The sequence below is a fragment of the Galbibacter sp. L-19 genome (assembly GCF_056857615.1).
In genome coordinates this window covers 85,537-106,986 of record NZ_JBSXNL010000041.1, presented here as the reverse complement: position 1 = coordinate 106,986, position 21,450 = coordinate 85,537, and the positions used below count along the sequence as shown (strand labels likewise).

General features: G+C 33.0%; 22 protein-coding genes. 8 read left to right on the top strand and 14 right to left on the bottom strand.

From position 1 onward, the window contains the following. Positions 1-260: 260 nt before the first annotated feature. Positions 261-1,217: a helix-turn-helix transcriptional regulator gene (locus tag AC13CQ_RS05120; protein WP_474506852.1), complete on the bottom strand. Its 957-nt coding sequence runs from the start codon at positions 1,215-1,217 to the stop codon at positions 261-263. Between the two features lie 607 nt (positions 1,218-1,824). Between AC13CQ_RS05120 and AC13CQ_RS05115 the strand changes: the two genes are divergently transcribed. Both AC13CQ_RS05115 and AC13CQ_RS05110 read left to right on the top strand, forming a co-directional pair. Beyond that, positions 1,825-2,325, top strand: coding sequence for a DinB family protein (locus tag AC13CQ_RS05115; protein ID WP_335588326.1), 501 nt, complete (start codon positions 1,825-1,827; stop codon positions 2,323-2,325). A gap of 108 nt (positions 2,326-2,433) precedes the next feature. Next, positions 2,434-2,649: a hypothetical protein gene (locus AC13CQ_RS05110; protein WP_335588325.1), complete on the top strand. Its 216-nt coding sequence runs from the start codon at positions 2,434-2,436 to the stop codon at positions 2,647-2,649. 3 nt (positions 2,650-2,652) lie between these two features. Here the strand turns inward: AC13CQ_RS05110 and AC13CQ_RS05105 are convergent, their stop codons facing one another. The 7 genes from AC13CQ_RS05105 to rpsF all read right to left on the bottom strand — a co-directional run bounded on the left by AC13CQ_RS05105 (position 2,653) and on the right by rpsF (position 8,834). Next, positions 2,653-3,714: a family 20 glycosylhydrolase gene (locus AC13CQ_RS05105; RefSeq protein WP_474506662.1), complete on the bottom strand. Its 1,062-nt coding sequence runs from the start codon at positions 3,712-3,714 to the stop codon at positions 2,653-2,655. Positions 3,715-3,718: 4 nt separating this feature from the next. Continuing rightward, complete coding sequence (locus AC13CQ_RS05100; RefSeq protein WP_245547680.1) at positions 3,719-4,846, bottom strand: DUF5009 domain-containing protein; 1,128 nt, start codon at positions 4,844-4,846, stop codon at positions 3,719-3,721. An 809-nt stretch (positions 4,847-5,655) separates the two neighbouring features. Then, positions 5,656-7,026, bottom strand: a complete 1,371-nt coding sequence (hisS, locus tag AC13CQ_RS05095) for a histidine--tRNA ligase (protein WP_337899998.1) — start codon at positions 7,024-7,026, stop codon at positions 5,656-5,658. Positions 7,027-7,153: 127 nt separating this feature from the next. Beyond that, positions 7,154-7,627: a DUF6495 family protein gene (locus tag AC13CQ_RS05090; RefSeq protein ID WP_337899999.1), complete on the bottom strand. Its 474-nt coding sequence runs from the start codon at positions 7,625-7,627 to the stop codon at positions 7,154-7,156. 98 nt (positions 7,628-7,725) lie between these two features. Then, complete coding sequence (gene rplI / locus AC13CQ_RS05085) at positions 7,726-8,181, bottom strand: 50S ribosomal protein L9 (protein WP_008613963.1); 456 nt, start codon at positions 8,179-8,181, stop codon at positions 7,726-7,728. Positions 8,182-8,193: 12 nt separating this feature from the next. Next, positions 8,194-8,490, bottom strand: a complete 297-nt coding sequence (gene rpsR / locus AC13CQ_RS05080) for a 30S ribosomal protein S18 (RefSeq protein WP_008613961.1) — start codon at positions 8,488-8,490, stop codon at positions 8,194-8,196. A gap of 5 nt (positions 8,491-8,495) precedes the next feature. After that, positions 8,496-8,834 carry a 30S ribosomal protein S6 gene (gene rpsF, locus AC13CQ_RS05075; RefSeq protein ID WP_008613960.1) on the bottom strand — a complete coding sequence of 113 codons (339 nt, stop codon included), beginning with the start codon at positions 8,832-8,834 and terminating at the stop codon, positions 8,496-8,498. Between the two features lie 210 nt (positions 8,835-9,044). Between rpsF and AC13CQ_RS05070 the strand changes: the two genes are divergently transcribed. After that, a complete protein-coding gene (locus tag AC13CQ_RS05070) occupies positions 9,045-9,743 on the top strand; it encodes a LytR/AlgR family response regulator transcription factor (protein WP_040879742.1) in 699 nt (232 codons plus the stop codon). On the opposite strand, the gene priA is transcribed toward AC13CQ_RS05070, so the two are convergent. The 4 genes from priA to nadC form a co-directional block, all read right to left on the bottom strand. Further along, entirely contained in the window at positions 9,740-12,208 is a 2,469-nt protein-coding gene (gene priA, locus AC13CQ_RS05065; RefSeq protein ID WP_474506663.1) for a replication restart helicase PriA, read from the bottom strand. The two genes, AC13CQ_RS05070 and priA, sit on opposite strands and share 4 nt — an antisense overlap. Before the next feature lie 194 nt (positions 12,209-12,402). Then, positions 12,403-12,837: a DUF2147 domain-containing protein gene (locus tag AC13CQ_RS05060; protein WP_474507746.1), complete on the bottom strand. Its 435-nt coding sequence runs from the start codon at positions 12,835-12,837 to the stop codon at positions 12,403-12,405. Positions 12,838-12,847: 10 nt separating this feature from the next. Further along, a complete protein-coding gene (locus AC13CQ_RS05055; protein WP_008613938.1) occupies positions 12,848-13,789 on the bottom strand; it encodes a YihY/virulence factor BrkB family protein in 942 nt (313 codons plus the stop codon). A 1-nt stretch (position 13,790) separates the two neighbouring features. After that, positions 13,791-14,648, bottom strand: a complete 858-nt coding sequence (gene nadC / locus AC13CQ_RS05050; protein WP_008613936.1) for a carboxylating nicotinate-nucleotide diphosphorylase — start codon at positions 14,646-14,648, stop codon at positions 13,791-13,793. A 119-nt stretch (positions 14,649-14,767) separates the two neighbouring features. Here nadC and rlmH point away from each other — a divergent pair, with 119 nt between their 5' ends. Next, the gene (rlmH, locus tag AC13CQ_RS05045) at positions 14,768-15,241 is read left to right on the top strand and encodes a 23S rRNA (pseudouridine(1915)-N(3))-methyltransferase RlmH (RefSeq protein ID WP_474506665.1); all 474 of its coding nucleotides are present in this window, start codon (positions 14,768-14,770) and stop codon (positions 15,239-15,241) included. 25 nt (positions 15,242-15,266) lie between these two features. On the opposite strand, the gene AC13CQ_RS05040 is transcribed toward rlmH, so the two are convergent. Further along, the gene (locus AC13CQ_RS05040; protein WP_335589033.1) at positions 15,267-16,340 is read right to left on the bottom strand and encodes a BamA/TamA family outer membrane protein; all 1,074 of its coding nucleotides are present in this window, start codon (positions 16,338-16,340) and stop codon (positions 15,267-15,269) included. 110 nt (positions 16,341-16,450) lie between these two features. On the opposite strand from AC13CQ_RS05040, the gene AC13CQ_RS05035 reads away from it, so the two are divergent. From AC13CQ_RS05035 to AC13CQ_RS05020, 4 genes are all read left to right on the top strand, one after another. Next, the gene (locus AC13CQ_RS05035) at positions 16,451-17,023 is read left to right on the top strand and encodes a non-canonical purine NTP diphosphatase (protein ID WP_474506666.1); all 573 of its coding nucleotides are present in this window, start codon (positions 16,451-16,453) and stop codon (positions 17,021-17,023) included. Between the two features lie 127 nt (positions 17,024-17,150). Then, positions 17,151-17,642 (top strand): N-acetyltransferase family protein, encoded by a 492-nt coding sequence (locus tag AC13CQ_RS05030; RefSeq protein ID WP_474507747.1) that lies wholly within the window; start codon positions 17,151-17,153, stop codon positions 17,640-17,642. A 377-nt stretch (positions 17,643-18,019) separates the two neighbouring features. Then, positions 18,020-19,807 (top strand): DEAD/DEAH box helicase, encoded by a 1,788-nt coding sequence (locus AC13CQ_RS05025; RefSeq protein ID WP_337900001.1) that lies wholly within the window; start codon positions 18,020-18,022, stop codon positions 19,805-19,807. Between the two features lie 176 nt (positions 19,808-19,983). Further along, on the top strand, positions 19,984-20,748 hold the full coding sequence (locus AC13CQ_RS05020; RefSeq protein WP_040880091.1) for a carboxypeptidase-like regulatory domain-containing protein: 765 nt from the start codon (positions 19,984-19,986) through the stop codon (positions 20,746-20,748). Between the two features lie 140 nt (positions 20,749-20,888). On the opposite strand, the gene AC13CQ_RS05015 is transcribed toward AC13CQ_RS05020, so the two are convergent. Next, positions 20,889-21,428, bottom strand: a complete 540-nt coding sequence (locus tag AC13CQ_RS05015) for an SRPBCC family protein (RefSeq protein WP_474506667.1) — start codon at positions 21,426-21,428, stop codon at positions 20,889-20,891. Between the last annotated feature and the right edge of the window lie 22 nt (positions 21,429-21,450).

Below are 21,450 nucleotides of genomic sequence, written 5' to 3'. Positions count from 1 at the left end.
AATAAAGTCACTGGCATTTGGATTGGTATTAGAGCTAAACAAAATTATTAAAATTATCTTTTTATTCATTTGTATTAATAGCAAGGTGTCTTATTTTAAAAACTTCAATCAACTACCTCGAGGCAAGCCTACGAGGCATTCTAAGGAAACAAATTTAATTCATTTCGACGTAGAACACTTCGATATACTCAGAACAGGCTCTGGGGAATAAAACCCTCAATGAGGGGTTAAAAATAACTACTCAAATACAACAATACCTCCTACAACCTAGAAGCGGCTTCTGTAATAATCTCTTTTACTCTGTGTTTTAGCGACTGTGGTTCTAGAATGGTAGCATAATCGGAAAACATTAAAAACCAGCGTGCAAAACCACCTTTTACATCGGCAGTTAGAAAAGTCATCTCTACATCTTTCCCTTTTACTTTCTCAGAAATAAGTCCGTAATAATTGGTATTACTTTTCATGTATTTTGAAACCTGCTTATCTACTAAAATCACAATCTTAGTTTTATTTGCAGGATCTTCTTTTTTCAAATAATTGTCTAATGCCCCATGAGCTAATAAAAATGGCGTTTGCGTTCTTTTTATTTGTAGGATTCTATCGGTTCGAAATTGGCGGTAGTCTTTTCTTAAATGGCAATACGCCATCATATACCAATAATTGTGCTCATGAAAGAGCCCTACAGGTTCTATCAATCTCTCAGAATGTGTATCTGCATGGAGTGCTTGGTATTGAAGGTAGATTTGGCGCTTCTCTGCTATGCTTTCAAAAATTATTTCTAAGGCATTTGGAATGTCTTTATTAAAAAGTTCTCGAGACGAATTTATAGTAATCTGAGACTCTATAGCATCAATCCAATCCTTTTCATAACCTCTTAAAACCGATTTTATTTTGTACATAGCAGCTTTATAATACGCCCCCAAAGAATCGTCTGTAAACTGTTGCATTAACTTTTCCGCAGCAACAAAGCTCCCCGCTTCTTCTTTAGTAAACATAACTGGCGGAAGTCTATACCCCTCCATAATACTATATCCAATTCCAGCTTCACTAATAATAGGAACTCCAGAAGCTTCAAGGGTTCTAATATCTCTATAAATTGTACGTAAACTTACTTCAAAGCGGTCTGCTAAGTCTTGTGCTTTCACTATTTTTTTCGACTGTAATTGTGTCAAAATAGTAACTATTCGGTTAAAGCGTTTTATGGTAGTATCGCTCATAATGTTTTGGCATATCTTCCAAAGATAAGACTTCCAGAAAAAATAAAATTCTCCAGAAGCCCAAACTTCGTCATCAATATATAATGCCATTTTTTTAAATGATTTTATACAAAATTAACCTAGTCTTGTGACAGCCTTTTGTCAGTATTATTTTTTTACACATCCCCTAAATGTTACTTATATTAAAACTATAAAAACATCCCTGTATACGTTTACTATCTATCTTTATACGTAGGCAGACGTATACGCATACGTTAATAATCCAAATTTTTACGTTTTAAACGTATTCCTTTACACTACTTACGTATAATTTTACGTACTAAGACGTATTCGTTTACGTCTGCGACCTAAAATTATACGTTGCCATACGTAAAAACATGAGTAAACAATCTCGGGGTAAGTCCTTTTGTAAACTCAGGATAGGTTTTGGAGCATTCAAATCTCGATTATTGAGTAAAACATTTCTTATTATAAGTTAATGTACCTATACAAGAAGAAAAATATCTATAATTTTAAACTTCAGTAAAAAACTTTTTTTACTACTGACATAAGGCTGTCATCCCCCTCCTCTAATTTTGTTATCAGATAAAAAACAAAATCTTTTATTATGGAAAATTCAAACAATCAAACCAAGGAAAATGTAACTACAATACTAACTCCAGATGAGTTATTAAAACATTGGCAAGGGCATAGAACTCTTACCCGCCGTGTTATTGAACTATTTCCTGAAAAAGAATTCTTTACCTATAAAATTGGGGGAATGAGAACTTTTGCAGAAATGACTATGGAGCTTATTGGAATAGCTGCTCCAGGTATGAAAGAAATTGTAATTGGTAACACCGAAAAGCTAAGAGAAGATTTTGACCATGGAGGGAAAAAGTCGGCTATTTTAGAATTATGGGATAAATCTACCGAAGAAATTAATAGCTACTGGGAACAACTTGAAACAAAAGATTTTTCAAGAGAAATGAAGCTTTTTGGAGAATATGATGGCACCGTAATGTCTTTTATCTTGTATTTTATAGATAATGAAGTGCATCACCGTGGACAAGGCTATGTTTACTTAAGAAGCTTAAATATTGAACCTCCATTTTTTTGGGAGCGTTAAGCATTAATTTATTATGAAAGCCTATAATGGTGATTTAATAGGTAATGATTAACACCATCCAAAATAATTAAGTTACTAGATAACAATTAATTGCGGAATTTTAAATCAATGAAATCAGTATTAGTATTTAAAACTTCTGTAGGGAAAGAAAAAGAAGTACAACAAATACGTCCTTCTTTAAATAAACTAATGCAAAAAAACGAACAGTGGAATTTTGACCTTGAGGATTGTGATAAAATCCTCAGGGTCGAAACTGTACATCTAACCGCTAAAACCATAAAGAATACTTTACATACTTTTGGTTATCAATGCGAAGAATTATAAGGTTTATGAGGCTTTAAACAGCGCTTTAAATGTTGTTGCCTCATTTACCTCTTTGCTATCTTCGGCATAAAACATATCTAAGAAATTGCCAGCACTTGTCCATACCGTATGCAACATTCCTCTATAACGGTTTTTCATTTCGTCGGTGGCATTTGCTTTAAGGTCTTTAAGCATTTGTTGTTGCTTGAGGGCTACTTCTGGTTTTCTCCAAGAGCAGGTAGCCACATCAAAACCGTTCATTGCAAAATACACTGCCGTTGGATCGGCACGCTCATAATGCCAATCGCAAATCATAACATCCTTAGGAATTAAATTAATGGCTCGGTACGTATTATTCATACTTGCTTCCCACATTCCCATTCCAGTGGTTTTACCATCTATTAATCGGTCTCCCCAAATCCAAAGTCGCTTTCCATTACTTGCCAAATGGTTTCTAATTTTGGTAACTTCTCCAGCGTATAATTCGGCTTTATCCCTTCCGCCACATCGAGGGCATTTAGTATCTCCAATATAAAATACTTCGTCCATTCCTGCATGAAAAGCATTGGCTTGAAAAACTTCTACAATTTCATCAACTAAATCAAAAACTACTTTATGTACTTCTGGATGAAGCGGACAATAACTCTTGCAATACAACCCATCTTCATTAGGCCATTCGTATTCCTCTGGAATTTCAACATGTGGAGTTTCATCAAATTCGGGATATACCTCTAATAGTTTTTCTATAGAATCTGCCCACGACTGGTGCCCTAATAAATTTATCTGCGGAATAATATCTATTTGATGATTTTTACAAGCCTCCACTATTTTATTAATTTCTTCTGAAGAAAGGGCACTTTTATTTACCAGTTCAGGATGCGATTTATACTCATAATTATAATCCACTCTCAATACCATGGTATTAATATTTCGAGGTGCAAGCTCTTCATTTATAAATTTAACAAACCGATTAACATCTTGTTTTGCGGGCGCTGCAATAGCAATTCCTTTTAGAGGGAGCTCATTTTGAGCCTGTAATAAACAGCAGCTAATCAAAAATGTAAGTACTAAATAAATCTGTTTCATTTTTTTAAAGTTTTAATCTGATATAAATTTTTGAAAGTAAGGCAGCAAAACCAATCATAGCAATTGCCCAGAGAATAGACCCTCCTACAGCGATTAATACAGATTCTTCTTGCTTGTATATAAGAATATTCCAACCTAGTCCCCAAATAGTATAATAAATAATATCTGGAGCTAAATAGGTTGTTAATGAATTTTGACCAGCAGGTTTAAAGAGGGCAGTCCATCTAGACAATTTTAAATAATCTATTACATAAAATAAAAAACAAAATACTAGAATGCTTATTCCGTTACAAATCATGGCCCAAGAGGGAGTTCCTTGGATTTTAGAAATAATAAACCAATTTCTAAATGCAAAACCAATAAGAAGCACTATTATTCCTAATGGTAAAAGAATCCTAATGAGTCTTTTAAAATTAGATTTGTTTTCTTTTAAAAGTATTCCAACTCCCAAACCACAGAGCACAATGGAAGGCGTATTACCACTTATTAAAACTCCAAAATAAGGTTTTATAGGATTTAAAAAACCTAATAATTCTAATTGAGATAGTACATTTAGTAAAACAAAGCATCCCCATAACAGCACTACTCCAACTAACTTTCCTTTTGTAAATAAATAAGTTAACGCCCCAGCAAAATACCCCCATCCTATGAGTCCTAAAATACCCCACCATCCAGTAGTTAACCAAGTTGGATGGGCTTCGGTTCCTCCTTTAAAAATATAGGCTAATACTACTAAACCTACTATCCCTAGTCCTTTTAATACTTTGAAAAGCATATTATATTTGGAGTTTTCTGGATATTTATTCCAAATTAAAAAAATAGATATATACACTAAAATTGCCCATAAATACTTATTAATTCCTGAAAGCTCAGCATTAATCTCATGGATATTAATCATAAAAACACCTATTAATAAAAGGCTCAAAGTTCTTACTAAAATATGTTTGAGAATTTCAAGGTCTCCTTCTCCCTTTTTTCTTCTAGATAGGAATGCAAAAGGAATAGAAAGTCCCACCATGAATAAGAACCCTGGGAACACCCAATCTGCGAGTCCCATAGCATCTTCGGTAGCTTTGCTATGTACTAGCCATTTTGGAACTCCAGGCTCAAATAAATCATTAACAAAAAGCATGAGAAAGAGGGTTAAGCCCCTCATAATGTCGATAGAAAGTATTCTAGTAGGTGTTTTCAATCTAAAAAATATAAGCGCTAAATGAAGTTAAAAAAGCATAGTACTTCCTTAATAATTTGGAATCCAAACAGATTTCATTTAGTAGGTTGGTTAAAATTTAATTATAAAATAACCTTCTAAAATTAGAAATTTATTATGCTAATTCCTTTGATTAAAGCGCTTATTTTTAAAAATATATTTCTGTATGTTGTTCAGCTACAGCTTACTGTTGTTGGTCTAAAAAAATGTTGTTACTTCTTAATTATGTTGGATATTGATGTCTTTTTTTAACTGAAATTAGTCGGAAGACAAGAGACAAGAGACAAGACTGAAGACTGACAAAATCATATAGACTTTGTGTTCGTATTCTTTTGAAAGTTCTTAGTTTACCATAAACCTACTACTTATTGAAAAATTGAAAGATTGAAAGATTGAAAGATTGAAGAAATCGGGAGTCGGTAGTCGGAAGTTAGATTTTAGTTTACCAGAAACCTACTGCAATCTGCCTACTGAGCACTGCCTACTATTATAGAAGAAGTCGGAAGTCAGATTTTAGTTTTCCAAAACCATAAACTAAAAACCAAAAACCTACTGCAATCTGCCAACTGAACACTGCCTACTATTATAGAAGGAGTCGGAAGTCAGATTTTAGTTTACCATAAACCATAAACTAAAAACCAGAAACCTACTGCAATCTGCCTACTGAGCATTGCCAACTGAATACTGCCAACTGAGCACAGAACACTGAACAACAGCATAAAGCCTATATTCTAGCTTACTTTTTCTATTAATTCTTCTGTAGTTACTTCAAATTGTTCTCCGGTCTTCATGTTTTTTAATGTAAACTTTTCTTCTTGGATTTCTTTTGAACCTGCTAATACTACAAAAGGAATATTTCTTTTGTTAGCAAAATTCATTTGTTTTTTCATCTTAGCATCATCAGGATACATTTCCGATTTTACGTCTACTTCACGCAGTTTTTTAAGTGCTTTTAAACAATATAAAGCTTCTGTTTCTCCAAAGTTTAAGAATAATACTTTTGTACTTTCTAACACCTCTTCAGGAAAAAGATTTAATTCTTCTAAAACCAAATAAATTCTATCCAATCCAAAAGAAATTCCAACGCCACTCACGTCTTTTAAGCCAAAAATACCCGTTAGATCGTCATAACGACCACCGCCACCTATAGAGCCCATTTTAACTTCGGAAGGAGCACTTACTTCAAAAATAGCACCTGTATAATAATTTAAACCACGCGCTAGCGTAACATCCAAATCTAAGGTAGCAGTTTTAAGTCCCAAAGTAGCAATTGCTTCCATTATAAAACTTAATTCTTCTACTCCTTTCATCCCTTCTTCCGATGTTTCCAGTAGAGAACGAAGGCTGTTTAATTTATCTGTATTACTCCCTGTAAAAGAAAATAAAGGTTGAACTTTAGTAAGTGCTTCCTCGCTAATTCCTTTTTCCAACATCTCCCTTTTCACACCATCTTCGCCAATTTTATCTAGCTTATCTAATGCTACTGTAAAATCTATGAGTTTATCTTTAGCACCAATAACTTCTGCTATTCCAGAAAGTATTTTTCTATTATTCATTTTAATAGTTATCCCCTCTAGCTTCAAACTATTAAAAACAGCGTCATACAACTGTACAAATTCCACCTCTTGCCAAAGCGATTTAGAACCTACCACATCGGCATCACACTGATAAAACTCTCTAAAACGTCCCTTTTGAGGTCTGTCGGCACGCCAAACAGGTTGCACTTGATACCGCTTAAAAGGCAAGTCAATTTCGTTTTGGTGCATTACTACATAACGAGCAAAGGGAACAGTTAAATCGTAACGCAATGCTTTTTCCGAAATTTTTGAAGTTAAAACATTTGCATCTTTCTTTTCGTACAAAGCATTGTCTACCTTAGAAAGAAAGTCGCCAGAATTCAGAATTTTAAATATCAATCGGTCACCTTCATCCCCGTATTTCCCCATTAAAGTGTCTGAGTTTTCAAAACTAGGCGTTTCAATTGGAAGGAATCCAAAAGTTTCAAAATGCCTTTTAATGGTACTAATTATATAATTACGTTTTGAAACTTCCTCAGGAGTAAAATCTCTAGTTCCTTTTGCTATACTGGGTTTTTGTGCCATTGTATCTATTGCTCGTTGTTGCTTTATTACTAGTAATTAAAATCAAGTTATAAGTTAATGATATAAGTATAACCCTCTGTTTTTTAACTTTTTAACTTTCTACTTTTTAACTTTCTACTTTTTCACCTCAATTAGGTAAAATCTCATCAAAATAGGTAAATAATTCTCCTTTGGTAATTACTGCACCTTTTTCAATAAGCTCAAACTTATCTTTATTTCTATCTTCGGTATATGCTTTTGCGGCTACCATCATTTCAACAGCATCCGTTAAAAAGTTGTTTTTAAACCAAGTAAAACCTTCTTTAGTAGTTAGGTTTACCCCTGGTTGATGTACACGTACTGCAATTAATCTCATTTCCTTTTCGCCTAAATGAAATAAATGCATTTCGGTAGCTGAAATATTTTCTAAGTAGGTTACTTTACTTAAAACACCTTCCCAAACCAAATCGCTAAAAACATCTATTTCGTCTTCAGCCACTTGCGGTTTATTCTTTTTAATATCGTTCCATTCATCAACAGTTATAGTTTGTGCTGCCAAGAAGTTTATAAATTCTTGATGCATTTCTTCTAACTGCTCCTTTGTAAGTCTTCTATACTTCACTAAAAAAATATTATGAGTTTGTAAAAATAAGAAAGAGGCTGATTAAAAACTAAATTTTAATACAGCCTCAAGCTATTTCTTATAAAGAATGATGTTTATTATTTTCCTTCTACAACTACTTCGAAAGGGAAATTAACAACTACTTCTCTGTGTAATCTTATAGTAGCCTCATAAGGACCAGCAACTTTTACGTTACCTCCTAAGATGCTGATATATTTCTTTTCTACTGCTAAATTAGCTTCTTTTTGAATTGCTTCAGAAAGATCTGCATTTCCAATAGATCCGAATAATTTATTTCCTGCTCCAGCTTTTGCTGTAATTTTTATAGTAAGATCTTTAAGTTGATCTGCAACTTTTTGAGCATCAGCAATTACTTTCTTTTCTTTAAAAGCTCTTTGCTTTAAGTTTTCAGCCAATACTTTTTTTGCAGAACTGGTAGCCAAAATTGCTTGACCTTGTGGGATTAGAAAGTTACGTCCGTAACCATTCTTTACAGTCACCACATCGTCTTTAAAACCTAAATTCTCTACGTCTTTCTTTAATATTAATTCCATGGTTACCTTCTTTTATTTTAATAAATCTGCTACGTATGGCATTAAAGCTATGTGACGACATCTTTTGATTGCTACAGACACTTTTCTTTGATACTTTAATGATGTTCCGGTTAACCTTCTTGGTAAAATTTTACCTTGTTCATTAACCAATTTTAATAAAAAGTCTGGATCTTTATAATCGATATACTTGATACCTGACTTTTTGAAACGACAATATTTCTTTGTCTTATTGGTTTCTATATTAAGTGGAGTTAGATATCTAATCTCTCCGTCTTTTTTTCCTTTTGCTTGTTGCTCTATAGATGACATAATTACTAAGCTTTTTGTTTAAGTTTTGTTCTTCTTTTTTCTGCCCAAGCGATAGCGTGTTTGTCTAACTTAACAGTTAAATAACGCATTACACGCTCGTCGCGTCTAAATTCTAATTCAAAAGGCTCAATTGCTTCTCCAGCAACTTGAAATTCAAAAAGGTGGTAGAATCCACTTTTTTTGTTCTGGATAGGGTACGCTAATTTTTTTAGCCCCCAATCTTCTTTAGATACAAACTCTGCCCCTTTAGAGGTTAAGAAATCTTCAAACTTCTTAACTGTTTCCTTTATCTGAGTCTCAGATAAAACGGGATTAAGAATGAAAACAGTTTCGTAATGATTCATAACTTATATTATTATTAATTTTTAAGGGTGCAAAAGTACAATTAATTATTTTAATAAAAAAACCTCTCTTGGTTATTTCGATAAAAGAAGGATGATTTTCCCCTCTAAGCCACAAAAATAAGGTATTTGACAACATTTTCTTTGTTTTACCTCTAATTTTTCACTAAAATTGTACTATATATTATCCAACCATATACCTAGTTTGTAAAAATGAAGATGAATTGTATTATTGTTGATGACTCTAGTATCCAACGTATGTCGGTTGCTAGGTTAATAAAAAACCACCCGATGCTAAACTTAGTAGCGGAATACAGTAATGCTATTGAAGCCAGAAATGGACTTAAAAAACAAACAATAGATCTCATTTTCTTAGATATTGAGATGCCAGTAGTAAATGGTTTTGATTTATTAGAGGCTTTAAATGAGCCTCCCCAAGTAATTTTAATTACTGGTAGCGCACAATATGCCTTAAAAGCTTTTGATTACGATGTTACCGATTACCTCCACAAACCAATTACACAAGAACGCTTCGAAGCATCTGTTAAAAGAGCGCAGGAAAACTTCAAATTAAAAGTAGCTTCCAAAGAAGACGACGATCATATCTTTGTGAAAAGTAATTTAAAGAAAAGAAAAGTTTTTTTAAATGAAATAAACTGGGTAGAAGCCTTAGGAGATTATATTAAACTTGTAACCGACGATGCTAACATCGTTATTCTTTCTACAATGAAGTCTTTTGAAAAAGAACTCCCACAGGAACGTTTCTTAAGAATTCACAAATCTTACATTGTGAATTTAGACAAAGTAGAAAAGTTTAATAGTAAAAATGTGGAAGTAAATGGAACACAAATTCCTTTAAGCAGAAACAAAAAGCAAGAACTTTCTGAAGCACTTAGTAGTCAGCAGCCTTAATAAGCGTCTACATTATAAATTATTCTTACACTTCTGTAAGCAGCAATTGCATTAAAAGTTTTATCAATTTTCCTCAACGCATCTTTAGTTTGTTTTGTAGATTGATTTTGAGGCATCTTAATAACAATATTTTTTAAATATTCATTTCTAATACGAGAAACTGGCGGAAACTCTGGACCTAAAATTTCAGTCTTCGTATAACTATCAAAAACAGTATGCAGGGCTTTAGCATACCAACTACTAGCTTCGTTTACCTTATTATAGTCTTTATTTTTAAAAACAATTTTTATAATTCTTGTAAAAGGCGGATATTTAAATTGTCGTCTTTCATTAACTTGATCCGTAAATAATTCTTCATACCTATTCAATGAAGCTTGCTGTAAAACTTGATGAAAGGGATTGTAAGTTTGAATAATAACTTTTCCTCTTTTCTTGGTTCGTCCTGCCCTTCCAGAAACTTGTTGTATCAACTGAAAACTTCTTTCATGAGCTCTAAAATCGGGGAAATTCAATAAATTATCGGCATTCATTACTCCTACTAAACTAACATTCCGAAAATCTAGTCCTTTAGTAAGCATTTGTGTTCCTACCAAAATATCTATTTCTTGCTGCTCAAAAGCAGTAATTATTTTTTCATAACCATATTTTCCTCGGGTAGTATCGGAATCCATTCTCCCAATTTTTAACTTCGGAAATATTTCTTTTAGTTCTGCCTCAATCTGTTCTGTACCAAAACCTTTGGTATCTAACTCACTACTCCAACAAGCTCCACATGCAAGTTGCTTAGCCATAGCATACCCACAATAATGACAGCGTAACTGATTTTTATATTGATGGTACGTTAAACTTACATCACAATTAGGGCATTGTGGCGAGTGCCCGCAAGTATTACATTCTAAAATAGGTGCATAACCTCTTCTATTTTGAAAAAGGATAATCTGCTCTCCTTCTTCTATAGCTTCTTGCATAGCCTCGATTAACCGATCTGAAAAATGACCCGTCATTCGTTTTTTTCGATGCTTTTCTTTAATATCTGTAAGTTCAATATCTGGCATCAATACATTTCCGTAACGCCTATTTATTTCTACTAACTTATACTTCCCAATTTTGGTATTGTAAAAACTTTCTATACTTGGCGTAGCTGTTCCAAGTAAGGTTTTAGCTTTATGTAAACTTGCCAAAACAATAGCAGTATCTCGTGCATGATAACGTGGCGCTGGATCAAATTGCTTAAAAGAAACCTCATGCTCTTCATCCACAATAACCAATCCTAAATTGGAAAACGGTAATAAAACTGCAGAACGTGCTCCAATTACAATCTGCGCCTTGGAAACCGATTTCAATATATTATTCCACACTTCCACCCGCTCATTAACCGAATATTTAGAATGGTACACACTCACCTTCTCTCCAAAATAATCCTGCAAGCGCTTTATAAGCTGCGTTGTAAGTGCTATTTCTGGCAATAAATACAACACCTGCTTTCCTTCATTTATTACTTTCTCTATCAATTTGACGTACACTTCTGTTTTTCCAGAAGAAGTAACACCATGCAACAAAACAACCTCATCGGTTTTAAAATGAGTATTGATTTCGGTTAATGCAGATGCTTGGTATTCATTTAAATCTTTCAAGCTAGAAACTTTATCCCCTTCATATTGAATCCGATCTTGCTGAAGGTGATATTCTTCTAAAATACTTTTCTCAATCAATGTTTTTACCACTGCGGAAGATGCACCACTTTTTCCCTCTAAATCCTTTACTTTAATAGGCTTATTTGTAGTAGCTTCCATAGAAAAAAGGGTCATTATCACCTCTCGCTGCTTATGAGCTCTATTTGATAAAGAGGCTAATAATTCGCTTAACTTTTCATCAGAAGTATACGCATTCCCCAATTTTATATAGCGCACTAATTTTGGCTTGTATTGCTCGTAAACTTCTTCTTTTAGATGAATTACATTTTTTTCTAGAAGTCTTTTGAGTACAGGAAGAATATTCTTCCGATCAATAATACTACTTACCTCCTGCACTTTTAGCATTGATTGATGCTGAAGCGCCTCATAAACCAACCATTCATCATCAGCCAAACTATTTTCTTCGCCTACATTAAAACTTTCATTTTTAAGAATTAGCGTTTCACTTTCTAGCAAAAAAGCAGAAGGAACTGCAGCTTTAAAAACCTCTCCTAACGAACACATATAATAGGATGCTATCCACTCCCACTCCTTCAATTGCTTTTCAGAAATTATAGGTGCTTCATCTAAAATCTGATCTATTTCTTTCGGAACATAGGTCTCTGGAAGCGTTTGATGCACTCTATACACTAACGCTGTATAGATTTTGGTTTTACCAAAAGGAACCGCTACCCGCATTCCCGTTTTTAAAAAAGAAGCTTCCTTTTCTGAAACAACATAAGTAAATGTTTTTTCTAACGGAATCGGTAAAACTACATCTATAAAGTGCATTCTTTGAATACTGGGTTTTAAGTGTTGGATTTTTTTGGACTCTAAATAGACTCTATTTATGCCATTTTCTCCAGAATGGATTCTAAACAAAAATAAGAAAAGAGAATAAGAATATATATTTTCTTAGTTCTCTTTTCTTTATTAGTATTATTTTTTTGAGACGTATTTCTTCTCTAATTACGCCTTATAGCAACTTAGTTAACCCTGTGCCATGTTTGTGTTCTAAATAAAAATGCAATATATCCTCTTACATTTAAGATATTGGCATCGTCCTCATCAACCCATATTTTACATTTATACTCCTTCCCTTTTTCAGGATCTAGTATGGTTCCACCAGCATATTCGTCGTCATCTTTTTCAAGGTTTTCTATAATTACCATTCCTAAAACTGGAGCATCTTTTTTGGCTCCATCGCATTTATCACAAACAGCATCTTGACGGTCTTTATTGAGCAGCTCAACCACCTTCCCGAATACTTTTCCATCTTTTTCATAAATTTCCACGATGGATTTTTCTTTTCCGCTTTCATCATCAATAGTTTTCCATTTTCCAAAAACACTTTGGGAAAAAGCAGTAAATCCGCATAAAACAACAAATGTTGCAAACAAAAATAATTTCTTACTCGTCATAATTATAAATTTAAAAGTTACGTTTTAGGCTTCTCAAAGAAGCATTTAACTCAAATCCTAAAAGCAAAATATTCGAATTAATCCAAATATATAGCATTAAAATAAGTAACGCTCCGATGGAACCATAAATTTCATTGTATTGAGAAAAATTCTCTATATAAATACCAAACAGATACGTAGTTACAATTATCAATATTGTTGTTAATAATGCACCAGGCGAGAAAAACTTTGTTTGTCTACCTTCTGTCGTTCCAAAATAATATAAGATTGCAGTGGTTAAAAACGAGATAATCACAAAGAACAAAAATCTTCCTATTCGTGCCCCAATAACATCTCCTCTTGCAACATCCATACCATTTGTTTTGGACGCCAACTCACTTAAATACTGAACAATATAGATTTCATAAAAAATAAATCCTATTACACTAGCCAAAAATAAAAAGGCCATTAACAAAGCTACCCCAACAGCTACAAAATACTGCTTAATAATATTTCTAGTAATAACAACATGGTAAGAAGTCTCAAAGCCTCCAAAAATGGCATTGATACCGTTTGCCATTAAAAAAATAGACAAAAAGAATACCGATGAAAGTAATCCGCCACGTTGTTTACTAACAATATCTTCTATAATAGAATCGAAAAAATTTGCGGTTTGCGGTGGCAATAGGCTTTCTATAAAATGAATAAAGTCTTGTTGGAAACCCTCTATTGGAACATACGGAATTAAGTTTAGAATAAATAGAAGAAAAGGAAAAAGAGCCATAAAAAAACTAAAAGAAATAGCACTTGCTCTGTATGTTAAAGCCCCTTTTACTATTCCTACAAAATACATTTCGGTTAAATCATAAACCGATAGCCCTTCAAAACCAGGCAATTTTATATTTTTTAATAGTTTTACGAAGTAATTTACTACAGGTATTTTAGCTAATTTCTCCTCTATTTCTACTGACATATTATACCGCTTTTAAACTCAAATCCATATTATAAATGGAATGTGTTAGCGCACCAGAAGATATATAATCTACCCCACATTCGGCATACAAACGCAAGGTTTTTTCATTAATTCCACCCGAAGATTCTGTGAGACATTCATTGCCTATTAATTTCACGGCTTTTCGCGTCTCTTCATAATTAAAATTATCTAAAAGAATTCTATACACTCCTCCAGCTTTTAAAATAACCTCCACTTCTTGAAGATCTCTAGCCTCTACAATTATTTTTAAATCTCTTTTAGTTTCTTTTAGGTATTTTTTTGTTTTCTCTATAGCCTGAGAAATTCCACCAGCAAAATCAATATGATTATCTTTCAACATAATCATATCATACAAAGCAAACCTATGATTCTCTCCGCCTCCAATTTTTACCGCCCATTTTTCAATAGCACGAATTCCAGGAGTTGTTTTTCGAGTATCAAGAATTTTTGTTCCTGTTCCTTCCAACAATTTTACATAGCGCTGTGTTTTAGTAGCAATAGCACTCATACGCTGCATAGCATTGAGCACCAAACGCTCTGCTTTTAAAATTGACTGAGAACTCCCTTCTACATAAAATACAATATCTCCTTCTTTTACTGTAGCCCCATCGTTTATTAGCGTTTCTATTTCCAGAGAAGCATCTACATAATTAAAGACTCGTTTAGCAAATTCCACGCCCGCAATAATACCTTTATCTTTAACTAAAAGTTTTGCTTTTCCTTTTGCCTCAGATGGAATACAAGCTAACGAACTATGATCGCCATCTCCTACATCTTCTCGTATGGCGTTTGTTATTATAAGCTCGAGTTCCTCTTGAAATTGTTTTTCAGAAATCATTCCCTAATGTTTTGCGCTAATTTATTAAAAACCTTTTTAGCTAGTAGCCTGAACCGACTTATTTTATGTAATTCTATTGCAAACTCCGAATATTTTATAAGATTTCATAATTTTGCATCATGAATATCAAATTAATTGCTGTAGGCAAAACCGACGGAAAGGAGCTTAATTCGCTTATCGACCAATACGTTAAACGTTTAGGTTTTTATGTAAATTTTGACTTTGAAATTATTCCAGATATTAAAAATGTAAAAAACCTTTCCGAAGCTCAGCAAAAGGAAAAAGAAGGGGAATTAATTTTAAAAAAGCTTAATCCTACAGATATTTTAATTCTATTAGATGAGAATGGAAAAACATTTTCTTCGGAAGTTTTTGCAAATTACCTACAGAAACACATGAATAGCGGAGTTAAGCAACTCGTTTTTGTAATTGGTGGTCCGTACGGATTTTCGGATACTATCTATAAAAAGTCTCAAGGGAAAATCTCACTTTCTAAAATGACATTCTCACACCAAATGATTCGTTTATTTTTTGTTGAACAACTGTATAGAGGATTTACAATTTTAAGAAATGAACCGTATCACCACAGGTAAAAAAATTGGTTTTAATATTAATCTACTAAAAGGCTTCTCCAATTCTAAAATAAATTCCCCAATCGTCTTTTCCTACAGCAGCATCAAGTCCGATATTAAATTTTGCTTTTTTAAACGCTTGATACCTATAACCAACCCCTGCTCCAGGATACATTTTCCAGTTATTATCTTCCACATCCGACCCATATAAAGTTGCCATACCTGCAAACCCAACAAGCCCCATTTTTCCTCCAAAATTATATCGATATTCTCCCTGAATAGCCATTATTCCATCGCCACGAAATTCCCCTTGAGAATACCCTCTAATATCTTTATTACCAATAGTTACTTGCTGTTCAAAAGCAATATCTCCTAACCCTACCTTAGCAGAAGCTCGTGCAGCAATAATATCTTTTCCATTCTTCATTGGGATATACTTATTATACTCCATCAATATTTTATTAGCTTCCATATCATTGCCAAACCACTCTGGGTAAGAAATCCAGCGAAGCTGCGCTTTATGTCCGTTCATTGGATAGTAAATAGCGTCTCTGGTATCATACAATAAATTCATTTCAATAGCATTAGTAGTTACCGCTGTTGAAGGATTTCCATTATCATAATTGGTATCATAATCTGCATACGTATAAGTAAGACCTCCATATAAACTCTCAACAATTCTTCGTTGGGCTCCTACACTTAAAACAGTAGTGTTAGTGGCATATTCATAAAATCCTGGCACTTCAGTATCATCATCATAAAATTGTGAAATATGGTCTCCTTTTACAGCAAAAAATTTGGCTCTCCATTTATTTTCAGCAAAGAAAAACCTATTAAAAAAAGCAACAAAGTAAGAACCATTAGTAGTATAAACTGCCGAAACACCTGACATAGATTTTGGAGAAATATCATCATTCTGATCCAATTTATACATCATCATTGGAATAACTCCAAACATAAACTCTAAATTTCTATTATAACTAAGAAATGGCATCACGGTAAAATCAACGCGTTTTTCTGGCTTTACCTCTTCCGAGCTTGTAGAATCTACTACTTGAATTTGTGAAAAACCAAACTGACTTAACAAGAAAAAAGAAACTATTAATGTATACTTTTGCATATATTCTTTTTGATTTATTTGTAAGTAATAGTTAAAATCCAATAATTTTACTCTAAATATACAATCAAAAAACAACATAAAGTAATTTAATTCTTATAAAGTCCTCCTAGATGAAACTAGTTTTTGCCACTCATAACTTAAACAAATTAAAGGAAGTAAAGTCCATATTACCAGATTATATAGAACTACTATCTCTTGAGGATATTGGTTGCACTGAAGAAATTGAAGAAAACGGAGATACTATTGAAGAAAACGCCGCTATAAAAGCTAATTATGTATTTGATAATTACAATCTAAATTGTTTTGCAGATGATACTGGACTAGAGGTAGAAAGTTTAGACAATGCCCCTGGGGTATACTCTGCACGCTATGCGGGATCTCAAAAAAATAGTGATGACAATATGGACAAGTTATTACAAGAACTAGCAGAAAAAGACAACCGTGCTGCAAGATTTAAAACTGTAATAGCACTTCGTACAGATCAAGAAAAAATTATTTTTAATGGTATCGTAAATGGAGTTATTACCACTGAAAAAAAAGGCGACAATGGTTTTGGATACGACCCTATATTTCAACCAGAAGGAACTACAAAAACATTTGCTGAATTTTCTTCAGAAGAAAAAAATAAAGTGAGTCACCGTGCAAAAGCAATGAAACAACTCATTGATTATTTAAAACCATAATCAAAAAATCTATTGTCTATTGCAAATAGTAGATTATAAAGTATAGAGAAGAGAGAAGAGAGAAGAGAGAAGATAAATAAAACAAATAGCTAAGCTAATTAATAATCCTAAAAATTAAGTATAATTGATGAAACTTGACTTTAAAAACATTCAAGAAAAAGACTTACCATTAGTAAAAGAAATCTATGATTGGTATATTGAAAACTCTACTGCCACTTTTCATACACAACCAATTTCTTTAGATGAATTAAAGGAATTGCTTTATTTTGACCATCATCTATACCATTCCTTTTTAATTTATGCTGATGAAGAATTAGCAGGTTATTGCTTTACCACACATTTTAAAAAACGCCAAGCATATAACCGTACCGCAGAAGTAACTATTTATCTTAAAAACGGATTTAGCGGAAAAGGAATAGGTAAGAAAACACTGCATTTTATAGAAGAAAAAGCAAAGAATAACGGTATTAAAAACTTACTAGGAATAATTACTGGTGACAATACCGGAAGCATAGCATTATTCTCTAAATGTGGTTATTTTGAATGCGCTAATTTTAAAAATGTAGGAGAAAAATTTGGTAAAATATTAGACGTAGTAGGCTACCAAAAAGAAATCTAATTTACTTAAAATAATCAATAGCACCTTAGAACATCTTTATTAATCTCTTTTGGATCTTTCCAATGTTTTCCAAATAAAGAGGTAGGATTACTTTGTTGTTAGAAAAAAGAGTGTAAAGTAACCTTGCTTATCTTCTAAAAAGTTTTTTTGCAACACTAAACCATTATCAATTCCTCACTTATTCTTCAATTAAGTTGTTAAATAATCAACTTTCAACCTATATTGTACTACTTTTTGACATCCAATAGCTTTCTATATAAAAAAGCAACCACTAAAAACCTCATAATCAACAACAAAGAATTAAAATAATTCTTAAGATATATAGTGTAGTGTCAATTAATAAACCTACCTTTGCGCCCTTATTTTTAAACACATATATGAACAAATTTGAACAATTAGGACTGAACGAACAGCTACTTAAAGCCATTACAGATATGGGCTTTGAATCGCCTTCTGAAGTACAGGAGAAAGCTATTCCGGTCCTACTAGCCAATGATACCGATATGGTTGCTTTGGCACAGACAGGTACGGGGAAAACAGCTGCTTTCGGCTTTCCTATGATTCAGAAAATAGATGTAAACAGCAGAACCACTCAAGGGCTTATTTTATCGCCTACGCGTGAACTTTGTTTGCAAATTGCTAATGAATTAAAACTATACTCTAAATATTTACCAAATATAAATGTGGTAGCTATTTATGGTGGTGCGAGTATTACCGACCAAGCGAAACAGGTAAAAAGAGGAGCACAAATTGTTGTGGCTACTCCAGGGCGAATGAAGGATATGATAAGCCGTAATATGGTTGACATCTCTAAAATTGAGTATTGTGTACTTGATGAAGCAGATGAGATGCTAAATATGGGATTCTATGAGGATATCAATGAAATTCTTTCTCATGCCCCAAAAGAAAAAAGCACATGGCTTTTCTCTGCAACTATGCCGAGAGAAGTTGCTACCATTGCTAAAAAGTTTATGAAAAACCCACAAGAAGTTACTGTGGGAGCAAAAAATGCAGCTACTTCTAATGTACAACACGAATATTATGTTGTTGGTGGAAGAGACCGTTATTTAGCACTTAAACGATTGGCAGATACAAATCCTGATATATTCTCTGTAATTTTTTGTAGAACAAAACGCGATACACAAAAGGTTGCCGAAAAACTTATTGAAGACGGATACAATGCTGGGGCTTTACACGGAGATTTAAGTCAGAATCAACGAGACATGGTAATGAAATCTTTTAGAAGCAAGCAAATCCAAATGCTTGTTGCTACAGATGTTGCCGCACGTGGTATTGATGTAGACGATGTAACACACGTAATAAATTACCAACTTCCAGACGAAATAGAAACTTACACTCACCGTAGTGGTAGAACAGGAAGAGCTGGTAAATCGGGAATTTCAATGGTAATTGTTACCAAAAGTGAATTACGAAAAATTGGAGCCATAGAACGTATTATTCAGCAAAAATTTGAAGCCAAAAAAGTTCCAAGTGCTGAAGAAATCTGTGAGATTCAATTATATCACTTAGCTAGCAAAATAAAGAATACAGAAGTTAACAAAGAAGTAGAACATTACTTACCTGCAATTAATGATGTTTTTGACGGTATTGATCGTGAGGAACTTATTAAAAAAATGGTTTCTGTTGAATTTGGTCGTTTTGCTGAGTATTATAAGAAAGCTGGAGATATTAATGTTTCTGCTAATTCTAGTTCTAGAGATCAAGATTTCTCTGGAGGCGAAGGAAAAGTACGTTACTTTATAAATGTAGGATCTAGAGATGGTTACGATTGGATGGTTTTAAAAGATTTCCTTCGTGAGCAATTACAATTAGGTCAAGACGATATTTTTAAAGTGGATGTTAAAGAAAGTTTCTCTTTCTTTAATACAGATGCTAACCACACAGAAGCTATTTTAGCTTTCTTTACCGACTTTAAATTAGACGGACGCTTTGTTAATGTTGAAGTTTCTAAAAACTCTAGAGAGAACTCACGCGGACGCGGAGGACGTTCTGGAGGTGGAGGTGACAGAAAAAGAAGCCGTAGAAGCGATAGTGGTTCCTCTAAAGGTTTTGGAGAAAAACGCTTTGGTAAAAAAGGCGGAAAAGGAAACAATTCTGGAGGTAACAACAATGGTGGTAACAGAAGATCTAAAAAAAGATTTTAGTTAATAATAAATTAAAAATGCGCCTTATGGCGCATTTTTTTGTTTTGTTTACTACTTTTAGCTCCAATTAATAACTATGTAACGAACTGTTGGTCTATTGTGATCCCTACTATATTTGTATATAACCAAATCACTTTCTTTAGGCATCAGCTTACTTTTTTAGTATGTTTGAAGTAATGAAAAAAATATTTTTAATAATTACCCTTCTAACTTTTGGTATTGCATTTTCTCAGCATAGTGGTGAGGAACTGAAAGGATCTGTTGTTAATACAAGCGACGATAGTACTATTGATAATGTCCATGTATTAAACTTAAACCAAGTTATTGGTACTGTTACCGATGAAAATGGTGACTTTATAATTCCAGCACGTGTTAATGATACGCTATACTTTTCTTACATCGGTTTTAAATCGATTAAGGTGCGCGTTACTAATGATATGTTGAAATTTCAAAACACTAAAATAGGCTTAACAGAATTGGCTTTTGCTTTAGAAGAAGTGGTTGTTAGACCTTTTCAGCTAACAGGTTTCTTAGAAATTGATGCTAAAAATATTCCTATTAATCAATCTGCTAGATACAGTATCTCTGGTTTAAATGTTGGTTATGAAGGAGGAAGTAGAAATCCGAGTGCCTTTTCTAAAATTATGGGTTCTATTTTTAACCCCGCAGACTTTCTGCACAATCTCTTCGGAAAGAAACCACAACAAATGAAGAAACTCCGAAAAATGCAAGAAGATGACAAGATTCGAAATTTACTTTCTTCTAAATTTGATAGAGAAACTTTAATGGCATTACTTCAAGTTGACAAACAAGAAATTGAAGAAATTCTTATTAACTGTAATTATTCTGACAGTTTTATTGAAACTGCAAACGATTTACAAATTCTAGATGCTATAAGTAATTGCTATGAAGAATATAAGGTTTTAAATAGAGGGAACTAAGCTTTCTATTTTGTTTACAGCATTAAGTTTTTTCTGATAATTGTAAAATGATTCAATCTTTTATACGTAAAAGAATATTCAGATATAAATTCCTTTCTAATACGGTTTTCAATACTATTAGTTTAAAAATAATTGGGAAGCTATTGATGTTCTCTTTCTAACAATTGTTTTAAATCTGCTAAACCAGCTTCAAAGTCTTTTCCTACTGCCTTATCCATATTCATAAAAATCATAAAAATACTTATAGGAAACTTATAATCTCCAGAAAAACCCCACTCTACTGTAGTTACTTCTGGTAGTACTTTTTCTACTTTTAGATAAGCATTAGATGTTGATTTATACGGCTTTATAAATCGTAATTCACTTTGCACTAATTCATTCGGAATAATTTTAAGTAGTTCCTGCTCCCCTTCTCCTACATCTTTATTTCCCTTCCAAGTACTAATAGCCCCAACAGCACCGTCCACTCCGGTAAAAGTTTGTATCATTTCAGGATCTTTCTTAGTCCATGGCGACCATTGATCTTGATTCTTCAAAAACTTGATGTATTCAAAAACTTTAGGCAACGGTTTATTAATCTGTATACTCCTACTTATATTGTAGGTTTTAGGAGCAATTAAACCCAAAAAAGCAACTAAAAGAATAACTCCTCCAAGAATGTACAATAAAGTTGAAATCATACGGATCCTATTTAAATCTAAA

Excerpts from the sequence above, each read along its gene's own strand:
- AC13CQ_RS05115 (WP_335588326.1), top strand. The coding sequence starts at position 1,825 with ATGGAAAATTCAAACAATCAAACCAAGGAAAATGTAACTACAATACTA.
- rpsR (WP_008613961.1), bottom strand. The coding sequence starts at position 8,490 with ATGTCATCTATAGAGCAACAAGCAAAAGGAAAAAAAGACGGAGAGATT.
- priA (WP_474506663.1), bottom strand. The coding sequence starts at position 12,208 with ATGCACTTTATAGATGTAGTTTTACCGATTCCGTTAGAAAAAACATTT.
- AC13CQ_RS05070 (WP_040879742.1), top strand. The coding sequence starts at position 9,045 with ATGAAGATGAATTGTATTATTGTTGATGACTCTAGTATCCAACGTATG.
- hisS (WP_337899998.1), bottom strand. The coding sequence starts at position 7,026 with ATGGCACAAAAACCCAGTATAGCAAAAGGAACTAGAGATTTTACTCCT.
- AC13CQ_RS05060 (WP_474507746.1), bottom strand. The coding sequence starts at position 12,837 with ATGACGAGTAAGAAATTATTTTTGTTTGCAACATTTGTTGTTTTATGC.
- AC13CQ_RS05110 (WP_335588325.1), top strand. The coding sequence starts at position 2,434 with ATGAAATCAGTATTAGTATTTAAAACTTCTGTAGGGAAAGAAAAAGAA.
- AC13CQ_RS05100 (WP_245547680.1), bottom strand. The coding sequence starts at position 4,846 with ATGCTTTTTGTTAATGATTTATTTGAGCCTGGAGTTCCAAAATGGCTA.
- AC13CQ_RS05035 (WP_474506666.1), top strand. The coding sequence starts at position 16,451 with ATGAAACTAGTTTTTGCCACTCATAACTTAAACAAATTAAAGGAAGTA.
- rpsF (WP_008613960.1), bottom strand. The coding sequence starts at position 8,834 with ATGAATCATTACGAAACTGTTTTCATTCTTAATCCCGTTTTATCTGAG.
- AC13CQ_RS05015 (WP_474506667.1), bottom strand. The coding sequence starts at position 21,428 with ATGATTTCAACTTTATTGTACATTCTTGGAGGAGTTATTCTTTTAGTT.
- AC13CQ_RS05030 (WP_474507747.1), top strand. The coding sequence starts at position 17,151 with ATGAAACTTGACTTTAAAAACATTCAAGAAAAAGACTTACCATTAGTA.
- AC13CQ_RS05020 (WP_040880091.1), top strand. The coding sequence starts at position 19,984 with ATGAAAAAAATATTTTTAATAATTACCCTTCTAACTTTTGGTATTGCA.
- AC13CQ_RS05025 (WP_337900001.1), top strand. The coding sequence starts at position 18,020 with ATGAACAAATTTGAACAATTAGGACTGAACGAACAGCTACTTAAAGCC.
- AC13CQ_RS05055 (WP_008613938.1), bottom strand. The coding sequence starts at position 13,789 with ATGTCAGTAGAAATAGAGGAGAAATTAGCTAAAATACCTGTAGTAAAT.
- AC13CQ_RS05105 (WP_474506662.1), bottom strand. The coding sequence starts at position 3,714 with ATGAAACAGATTTATTTAGTACTTACATTTTTGATTAGCTGCTGTTTA.
- AC13CQ_RS05040 (WP_335589033.1), bottom strand. The coding sequence starts at position 16,340 with ATGCAAAAGTATACATTAATAGTTTCTTTTTTCTTGTTAAGTCAGTTT.
- nadC (WP_008613936.1), bottom strand. The coding sequence starts at position 14,648 with ATGATTTCTGAAAAACAATTTCAAGAGGAACTCGAGCTTATAATAACA.
- rlmH (WP_474506665.1), top strand. The coding sequence starts at position 14,768 with ATGAATATCAAATTAATTGCTGTAGGCAAAACCGACGGAAAGGAGCTT.
- AC13CQ_RS05120 (WP_474506852.1), bottom strand. The coding sequence starts at position 1,217 with ATGAGCGATACTACCATAAAACGCTTTAACCGAATAGTTACTATTTTG.
- rplI (WP_008613963.1), bottom strand. The coding sequence starts at position 8,181 with ATGGAATTAATATTAAAGAAAGACGTAGAGAATTTAGGTTTTAAAGAC.